This is a genomic window from Vogesella aquatica (assembly GCF_028548455.1).
Lineage (GTDB): Bacteria > Pseudomonadota > Gammaproteobacteria > Burkholderiales > Chromobacteriaceae > Vogesella > Vogesella aquatica.
This window is the reverse complement of record NZ_JAQQLF010000037.1, coordinates 1-3760: the sequence shown is the minus strand read 5'-3', so window position 1 is coordinate 3760 and position 3760 is coordinate 1. Positions and strand designations below refer to the sequence as shown.

Below are 3760 nucleotides of genomic sequence, written 5' to 3'. Positions count from 1 at the left end.
AGTGGACCATGCCGATTCGGGATTGGAAGGCGGCGCTGACTCGCTTTACCATTCAGTTCGAGGAACGCATTCCACAGGCGTAACCCAAACCCCGTTTACACAAAAATTCGGACAGGCCCAATCAGTCTGTGTTCTGGTGGGCGCAAATCTGTGTCCAGACACCCGAGGGAATGCGGCTGCCTGCCTTTGCATGTCAGGCAAGCAGCGTTTTTCTTGCCTGCCAGATATTGGATAGCGCAAACAGCATGTACAGCTGCGAAGTGTTTTTGCCGAGACCTTTGTATCTGACTTTGCTGAAACCAAACTGCTGTTTGATCACCCTGAATGGGTGCTCTACCTTCGCGCGGATCTTGGCTTTGACCTTTTCAACGGTCTCGACCCAGCGATCGTCCGCACTTTGGGTCAGCACTTTGCGCTTGCCTGGACGCATGGCTATCCACCAGTTGATATCGCGGTTTTCGTGTTCTTTGCGTTTATGCACGCCGATATAGCCGGCATCGGCAAAGACATCCGTTTCATTGCCGTGCAACAAGTGGTCGACTTCCGTCACATCCGCTGTATTGGCAGGGGTGGTGTGGACGTGATGGACCAGACCTGAATGCGAATCCACGCCAATGTGGGCTTTCATGCCGAAGTACCACTGATTGCTCTTCTTGGTCTGGTGCATGTCCGGGTCACGCTCACCCTTGGCATTCTTGGTAGAGCTGGGCGCATTGATCAGTGTGGCATCGACGATGGTGCCTTGTTTGAGGGTCAGCCCTTTGGCGGCGAGATACTGGTTGATCGTGTGAAACAGGGCTTCAGTCAGTTGGTTTTTTTCCAGCAGATGGCGGAAGTTGAGCAGGGTGGTCTCGTCCGGCACCGTATCGATATTGATCTGTGCGAAACGCCGCATGGAAGCGATTTCGTACAGACTTTCCTCCATGGCGGGGTCGGACAGGGCATACCACTGCTGCAGACAATAGATGCGCAGCATGCTCGATAAGGGATAGGGGCGACGGCCATTGCCGGCCTTGGGGTAGAAGGAGTCGATGGCAGCTTCGAGCCTGTCCCACGGCATGACCTTGTCCATTTCGGCCAAGAATATTTCTCGACGGGTCTGCTTCTTCTTTGAAGTCTGTTCGAGATCGGTGAAGCTCAGCTGCTTGCTCATCGCCAGTCCTCGGTGCGGTGGGATGATAGATTTTAACTGGAAGGTCGGGACTTGTTCAGACCTTCCTTAGAGATGATGAAATGCCTTTAAACTATGATGAAGTGAAGGGTTATTACATAACCCCTGATGATTATAGTGAATGGATTGCTTTGGTTGATTTCTTTGATGATAACTTTGTTGTGCATTTTGGTTTTAAAGCTGATTTGAATGACAAGGTGGAATCAATTTGTTTTGGTAAGATCGTTGATTTTCATAAGCTTGTAGAATTTCTAGATTCGATATGAGGTTGATATTTTAAAATGATTGGTGATTTTTTTTGGGATGATGTGACGGGGCCGTCATTAAGATTTTCTCTTGAGGATCAAGATAGTGTTGATGCGTTGGAGGGTTATTGTTGGGATAGGTGGATTGCGGTTACTTATCTGTATGATGATCTTGGTATTTTGGTATTCTGGGGGAGGTTTGTAGATATGGAATCAGTCCGAAATTTACTAATTGATTATCGGAACAATAGGTCGGGCTGAATAAAATGAGGCCCAACGTTTACCGTGCCTGGCACGGAAGCAGACATGCGTTACCGGCGTTCTGCATTAGCGGGTGGCACCTGGTTCTTTACCGTCAATCTGGCGGACCGCCGCCAAGATTACCTGACTCGCCATATTGATGTTTTGCGACAGGCCGTCAGGCAGACACGCAGCCGTCATCCGTTAGAGATAATAGCCATGGTGGTGTTACCGGACCATCTGCACGCTATCTGGGCACTACCGCCTGGCGATGCCGATTACCCGCTACGCTGGGCGCTGATCAAGTCCGCATTTTCACGCAGCCTGCCCAAAACCGAATTTATCCGCGACAGCCGCCTTACCAAGCGCGAGCGCGGTATCTGGCAGCGCCGCTATTGGGAACACCAGATCAGGACGAAGCCGATTTACAGGCGCATGTGGATTACCTGCACTTTAACCCGGTAAAGCACGGCTATGTCCGGTGTGTAGCCGATTGGCCGTTTTCGAGTTTTCACCGTTACGTACGTCAGGGTTTATTGCCGGCAGATTGGGCGGGTGCAGCGGTGATGTTGGATTTGAATGAGTAGAAGTAGGGATGGGAGGCGCGGTAAACGTTCGGCCAATTCAATGTGTGAGTGAGAGCACACGTGTGCGCTAAATTTTCTCATGATTTCATCATTTTCCTTTCGGTTAATTATGTATAAATTTTTTATGGAAAATATTGAGTGGCTATTGTATCTGGTTTATCCTTTGGCTATTTTTTTTTGCTGTAGACGAGCTGCTTTGGGTTTGCAATTTAATACTGTTGTTGCAAGATCTTTCTATGGAGTTCTTGCATTAATTTGCTTTTTTTCATACTTCTGGTTTGTAAGTAATTTTAAATTCCTAATTATTTATGAAAAAGTAAGATTGGAAAAGCCAAACTACTCGAGCGGTGTAGTTTGGCATGTGGGTTCAAGAAACGGTGTTGTAATTGCATTGACCAATGGGGAAAAGTATTACTGTGACACTAAGTCGAGTGGTGCTTGTTTAGTTTCTATGCGAGAAATGTCAGAATTAAAAACAAAACATGGATTTATGAATAGTTTTATAATAAAAATTGGTTGGAAGAAGTTTTATGATTTAAGGGTTGTTTATTCAATTTGTATTGACGGGAAAAATTATGTGGCTGAGCGTGAGTCAGAGTTAAGGTTTGATGAGCAATATAATTTTGCAAAGCAATACACTTGGGTATTTCTTGCAGTGTCTATTCTTTGTTTTATCATGCTTTTCATAGTCTAGGTAATAGAAGTGACTAATTTGCTAGTAATAGCTTTTTTGCCAGATCCTATTTCAAGCTAATCCAGTTTCTATTGATGGTAAAATAGGGGTCTTGATGAAAAAGAGAAGAGCTTTATGGGTAAAGTAAAGGAGTTTTTAGGGTTATGAAGCATGTGTTTAGAGATGATGAAATGCCTTTAAACTATGATGAAGTGAAGGGTTATTACATAACGCCTGATGATTATAGTGAAAGGATTGCTTTGGTTGATTTTTTTGATAATAACTTTATTGTGTACTTTAGTTTTAAAGCTGATTTGAATGACGAGGAGGAATCTATTTATTTTGGTAAGCTTGCTGATTTTGATAAGCTTGTGGAATATCTAGATTCGATATGAGGTTGATATTTTAAAATGATTGATGATTTGTTTTGGGATGATGTGACGGGGCCGTCGTTAAGATTTTCTATAGAGGATAAGGATGGTGTTGATTCATTGATGGGTTATTGTTGGGATAGGTGGATTGCAGTTAATTATCTGTATGATGAACCTAATATTTTGGTTTATTGGGGGCGGTTTGTCGATATGGAATCAGTCCAAAATTTACTAATTGATTACCGGAGCAGCCCGTAGCCCGGATAAGGCCCAGCCGCATCCGGGGCGGTTATCCAAAGCCGCAATGCGCTGGCTTTTTTCACCGCAAATTTCACGAATCGACCACTGGCTTACCTGTCCAGTCCCGGACGATTACGCACCTGCTTTTTGAACAGTTCGGGATGTGATTTCTGCCACTGTTTCATCGCCAGCAATGGTGTCTGATGCGCCAGCATCCTTTGCGGCAGATGCTG

4 protein-coding genes and 2 pseudogenes are annotated in these 3760 nt (G+C 45.3%); 4 read left to right on the top strand and 2 right to left on the bottom strand.

Annotated features, from left to right (window positions below; genetic code table 11):
• Positions 1-193: 193 nt before the first annotated feature.
• Positions 194-1153: an IS5 family transposase gene (locus PQU95_RS18400; RefSeq protein ID WP_272753347.1), complete on the bottom strand. Its 960-nt coding sequence runs from the start codon at positions 1151-1153 to the stop codon at positions 194-196.
• A gap of 80 nt (positions 1154-1233) precedes the next feature.
• On the opposite strand from PQU95_RS18400, the gene PQU95_RS18395 reads away from it, so the two are divergent.
• The 4 genes and pseudogenes from PQU95_RS18395 to PQU95_RS18380 all read left to right on the top strand — a co-directional run bounded on the left by PQU95_RS18395 (position 1234) and on the right by PQU95_RS18380 (position 3311).
• Positions 1234-1437 carry a hypothetical protein gene (locus PQU95_RS18395; protein ID WP_272753346.1) on the top strand — a complete coding sequence of 68 codons (204 nt, stop codon included), beginning with the start codon at positions 1234-1236 and terminating at the stop codon, positions 1435-1437.
• Positions 1438-1722: 285 nt separating this feature from the next.
• Positions 1723-2243, top strand: a pseudogene (locus PQU95_RS18390) (REP-associated tyrosine transposase).
• A gap of 124 nt (positions 2244-2367) precedes the next feature.
• Positions 2368-2937, top strand: a complete 570-nt coding sequence (locus PQU95_RS18385; RefSeq protein ID WP_272753345.1) for a hypothetical protein — start codon at positions 2368-2370, stop codon at positions 2935-2937.
• A gap of 143 nt (positions 2938-3080) precedes the next feature.
• A complete protein-coding gene (locus PQU95_RS18380; protein ID WP_272753344.1) occupies positions 3081-3311 on the top strand; it encodes a hypothetical protein in 231 nt (76 codons plus the stop codon).
• A gap of 326 nt (positions 3312-3637) precedes the next feature.
• Here the strand turns inward: PQU95_RS18380 and PQU95_RS18375 are convergent.
• Positions 3638-3760: pseudogene (locus PQU95_RS18375) on the bottom strand (IS481 family transposase); the annotation flags it as partial.

What these genes read in the sequence shown, in the direction of transcription:
- PQU95_RS18385 (WP_272753345.1), top strand. Translation starts at nt 2,368, where the DNA reads ATGGAAAATATTGAGTGGCTATTGTATCTGGTTTATCCTTTGGCTATT.
- PQU95_RS18400 (WP_272753347.1), bottom strand. Translation starts at nt 1,153, where the DNA reads ATGAGCAAGCAGCTGAGCTTCACCGATCTCGAACAGACTTCAAAGAAG.
- PQU95_RS18380 (WP_272753344.1), top strand. Translation starts at nt 3,081, where the DNA reads ATGAAGCATGTGTTTAGAGATGATGAAATGCCTTTAAACTATGATGAA.
- PQU95_RS18395 (WP_272753346.1), top strand. Translation starts at nt 1,234, where the DNA reads ATGCCTTTAAACTATGATGAAGTGAAGGGTTATTACATAACCCCTGAT.